The following is a 4,326-nucleotide window of genomic DNA, read 5'->3' on the forward strand; positions in this document are numbered from 1 at the left end:
CGCGCGCCCGGTTGGGGTTTCTCGACACGGATGCCATGCAGCTCCGCCAACGACTGCGCGAACAGCGCGGTCGCTTCGAGGAAGCCCACCGTCTCGACACCGGACAGGGCCAGGGTCATGCCGGTGCCGATGCCGGGGACCACCGCGGTGGCTCCCACGGCCGCGCCGCCGGTGGTCACGGCGGCCAGGTAGCGGCGTTCGAGCATCCGCACGATGTCGCTGGTCGCTGCCTCGGGGTGGCGCAGGCGGATGCTGCGCAGGTGCGCGATGACGGCGGGGCGCTGCACCTGAAGAACCCGGTCCAGGGCACGGATGGTCCGAGGGTGCTCGGAGGACCCTTCCGGCGGCAGGCCTCCGGCCCACGGCGCGTCATCGGGGAGCGAATGGATGCGGGGGATCTGGACCATGTCGGCACGATCCTATGGACGGCCCCTGGAGAGCGGCTGAGCGTTGACGCGCGGGTGTGGACGATCGGGGCGATCGTCGGACCGGCTTGCTAGGTTTGACGGGTGAGCGCCCCCCATCCGACCCCCGCGGAAGACGACGGCGTGCACGATCTGCCGCCGCTGCCGTCGGTGCCCGCTGCCGAGGCGGCAGCTCAGCTCGATCGCCGCGAGGACGAACCGGCGGCGGCGCCCGCGGTGCCCCGACCGCGTCGTCCCGCGGCACAGCGCGGCGCCCCGCGCGTACCGCGGCCACGCAAGCCCAAGGCCACGCTCCCGCCGCCCCCCGACGTGCCGCCGGAGGTGGCTGCCGCACGATTCGAGGCGGCCCCGCCGCCACCGCCGTCGTCCATCGACGCGGGAGCCGAGATCTCGGAGAGTCCCGACCTCGAACCGGCGCTGCCGGAGGCCACCGCTGAGGGTGAGCGAGAGCCTGAGGTCGAGGTCGAGGTCGAGGTCGAGCCGGAGGCCGTGATCGAGGTCGAGCCCGAGGTCGTGATCGAGGTTGAGCCCGAGGCAGAGGCCGAGCCCGTGATCGAGCCCGATCAGACCGTTGCGGACGACGCCCAGGTCGCGCCCAAGGGTGCCCTCGAGGTCGAATCCGTCGCGGACGACGTTCCCGACCCGGACGCGGCGGCATCCGCGCTCGCGGAGATGCTGGCGGCGACGGGACCCGCCTCGACGGCCGATACCGATGAGTCCGTCGACGACGCCGGCGCGAACGTGCAGATCGAAGCGGTGCGTCTGAGCGGGGTCACGAAGACATTCGGCGCGACCGTCGCGGTCGACGCGATCGATCTGCGAATCCCGGCCGGCACTTTCTACGGGATCGTGGGCCCCAACGGTGCGGGCAAGACGACGACGCTCTCGATGATCGCGGGTCTGCTCCGCCCCGACAGCGGTGAGATCCGCATCGCGGGTGTCGACCTGGCATCCGCGCCTCGTCAGGCGAAACAGAAGATGGGCATCCTGCCCGACCGCCTGCGCACTTTCGACCGGCTGACCGGCAGGCAGCTGCTGCACTACTACGGAGTACTGCGCGGACTGCGCTCGGCCGTCGTGGAGAGTCGTACGGCGGAACTCGCGCGGGCGTTCGATCTCACCGACGCCCTGTCGCGGCCCGTGTCGGATTACTCGGCCGGTATGACGAAGAAGATCATGCTCGCCGGAGCCATGATCCATTCACCCCGCGTGCTCGTCCTGGATGAGCCGTTCGAGTCGGTCGACCCGGTCTCGTCGGCGGTCGTCCTCGACATCCTCTCCGCCTACGTCGCGCACGGCGGCACGGTCGTGCTGTCCAGTCACGGAATGGAGCTCGTCGAGCGTGTCTGCTCCGGACTCGCGGTGATCGTCGGGGGTCGTGTGCTCGCCGAGGGGACCGTCGACGAGGTGAGGGGAGAACTCACTCTCGAGCAGCGCTTCATCGAGCTGTCCGGCGGCATCAGCGACGCGGAGGGGCTCGAGTGGTTGCACACGTTCTCCGACTGAGGCTCGACCTCCTCGTCGGCGCCCTGCGCGCAGACCGACGCCAGATCGCGCGCATACTCGTGGGTGTCGCCGTGGTCGCGCTCGTCGTTGGCGCCGTGTGTGTCGCCGCATGGCGGCTGCGCTCGTCATCGGAGGACGCGGCATTCGCGGTGACGATGGTCGCGGCATCCGCTCTCACCCTCGGATTCTTCGTCACGGCCCTGGTGGGGGGCGTGGACGATCAGCTCGACCCGCGGCGATTCTCCGTCGTCGGAGCGTCGCCTCGCGCGACGGCCGGAGCGACGCTGCTGGCGAGCATGATCAGTGTGCCAGCGATCGCCCTGATTGTCGTCGCGGTGGCGTTGAGCGCGCTGTGGGCTGATCGTGGCGCTGCGGCGTGGGTGTGCATCGTCTCCGCCGTCCTCGGCGTGCTCACGTGCCTGCTGCTCGCGAAGATCGGCCTGGCCCTCGCGGGCATGGTGCGCGATCATCGCTCCAGAGAGCTGACGGGGGTGTTCCTCATCGCCCTGATCGTGGTCGTCGTTCCTGTCGTGGTCTTCCTCGCATCCCTGCAGTGGACCGACGGCGTACCGTCCGCTCTGGTCGCGGCCGTCGACCTTCTGGCGCTCACTCCTCTGGGCGCGCCATGGGCGCTGCCCGAACGCGCACTCAGCGGTGGCGGAGCGGGCCCGGCCGTTGTCGCGGCGCTGTCGGTCGCGGTGCTCGCGGCACTGTGGTTCTGGCTCGTCGACCGGTTGATGACGACCACCGAGCGCCCGGGGGTCGCGCGTCAGAAGCGCGGGCTGGGGTGGTTCGATCTGACGGGCGGCACAGCGGCCGGTGGCATTGCGGCACGCAGCATCGTCTATTGGTTCCGTGATCCGCGTTATCTGGTCAACATCATCATCGTGCCGATCGCGGCGGCCCTGACGATCATCCCGCTCGTGCTGGTCGGCGTGCCGATCGAGCTCGCGGTGCTGCTTCCGGCCCCACTGATCGCGCTCTTCTTGGGCTGGTTGCCGCACAACGACCTCGCCTACGACTCGACGGCTCTCTGGATGCACATCGCGGGCGCTGTGCGCGGCGCGGCCGATCGGGCCGGACGGCTCGTGCCGATCACGGTCGTCGGCGCGGTGCTGCTGGCGGTGGCCGTGCCGGTGACGATCTCCCTGCACGGGCGTTGGGCGATGCTCCCGGCGATGGCGGGCGTATGCGCCATCCTGTTCCTGGGCGGGCTCGGATTGTCCTCCCTCACCTCTGTCATCGCTCCCTACGCCGTCTCCCGACCCGGCGACAGCCCGTTCCAGCAGCCGCAGCGCACCGGCGGTGGACTCTCGCAGGCGGTGGTGATGTTCGGGGCGATGCTCCTGAGCGTTCCGACGCTGTGGTGCGCCTGGCTTGCGTTGACGGCGGACGAGAGCTGGGCGTGGATCGCACTGTGGGCAGGTGCGGGGTCGGGCGCGGTGGTGCTGCTGATCGGGATCTTCGCCGGCGGAGCCGTGTTCGATCGCACTGGCGAGCGTCTCATGGAGTTCGCCGAGTCGACGTGACCCTGGGGACGAACCCGTCCACGGGTGCCTCGCCGCCGATAGAATCGGTCACCATGAGCCCCCTCGACAGTCCCGATGCACCCGGTGACGGCGGCGTCGCCACCCTTGATCGTGAGCTCGAAGAGCTTCTGCGCGAGGAGAACATCGAGCCCGGCGACCACGAGCGGTTCTCGCACTACGTCAAGAAGGACAAGATCCTCGAGTCCGCCCTCACGGGCAAACCGGTGCGTGCGCTGTGCGGCAAGAAGTGGACTCCCGGCCGTGACCCGGAGAAGTTCCCGGTGTGCCCCACGTGCAAGGAGATCTACGAGTCGCTCATGAGCTGAGCGGTCCCGCTCACGCGTCGATGTAGACGGTGGGCAGCGCCGGGTCGGACCTGCTCAGGGCGAGCCCCGTCACAGGGAGTTCCTCGCGAACGATCCCGTGATGCTCCCGCGCGCGCGCAACACCGCCCGCCCCCTCGAAGGCGGGGTCGGGCTCGCCCGCCTCGACCAGCGAGACCTGCAGGGCGCGGGCGTCGGGATGGTCCGCCGCCGTCTGGATCTCGTCGAATCCGTCGGAGACGGCGATGAGCTCGCTGGTTGCCGTGCCCCGGGAGAGGGTGCGGAACGCGGCCTTGCGACCGCCCTTGGACCCCTTGTCGGTGGAGGTCTTGGCCACCGCGACCCAACCACCCGCGGCATCCTGCCGAGCGACGAGTTTGTAGACCATCCCTGCCGTCGGCGCGCCGGAACCGGTCACCACGGATGTCCCGACGCCGTAAGCATCGACAGGGGATGCCGCGAGCGCTGCGAGGGCGAACTCGTCGAGGTCGCTCGTCACGGTGATGCGCGTTCCGGTCGCGCCGAGCTCGTCCAGCTGCGCGC

3 protein-coding genes and 2 pseudogenes are annotated in these 4,326 nt (G+C 70.1%); 3 read left to right on the top strand and 2 right to left on the bottom strand.

The features are described from left to right. Positions 1–407, bottom strand: a pseudogene (locus tag I5I_RS07535) (hypothetical protein); the annotation flags it as partial. A gap of 102 nt (positions 408–509) precedes the next feature. Here I5I_RS07535 and I5I_RS07540 point away from each other — a divergent pair. From I5I_RS07540 to I5I_RS07550, 3 genes are read left to right on the top strand one after another with little or no spacing between them, the layout of a single operon-like run. Continuing rightward, positions 510–1,931, top strand: coding sequence for an ABC transporter ATP-binding protein (locus tag I5I_RS07540; RefSeq protein WP_036318204.1), 1,422 nt, complete (start codon positions 510–512; stop codon positions 1,929–1,931). Beyond that, positions 1,907–3,460 carry a hypothetical protein gene (locus tag I5I_RS07545; RefSeq protein WP_036318205.1) on the top strand — a complete coding sequence of 518 codons (1,554 nt, stop codon included), beginning with the start codon at positions 1,907–1,909 and terminating at the stop codon, positions 3,458–3,460. Before I5I_RS07540 ends, I5I_RS07545 begins: the two co-directional genes overlap by 25 nt. A gap of 53 nt (positions 3,461–3,513) precedes the next feature. Continuing rightward, positions 3,514–3,786, top strand: coding sequence for a DUF3039 domain-containing protein (locus tag I5I_RS07550; protein WP_005055043.1), 273 nt, complete (start codon positions 3,514–3,516; stop codon positions 3,784–3,786). 10 nt (positions 3,787–3,796) lie between these two features. Here I5I_RS07550 and I5I_RS07555 read toward each other — a convergent pair. Continuing rightward, a pseudogene (locus tag I5I_RS07555) lies at positions 3,797–4,326 on the bottom strand (nicotinate phosphoribosyltransferase); the annotation flags it as partial.

Source organism: Microbacterium sp. B24 (assembly GCF_000333415.1).
In the GTDB taxonomy this organism is placed as follows: Bacteria; Actinomycetota; Actinomycetes; order Actinomycetales; family Microbacteriaceae; genus Microbacterium.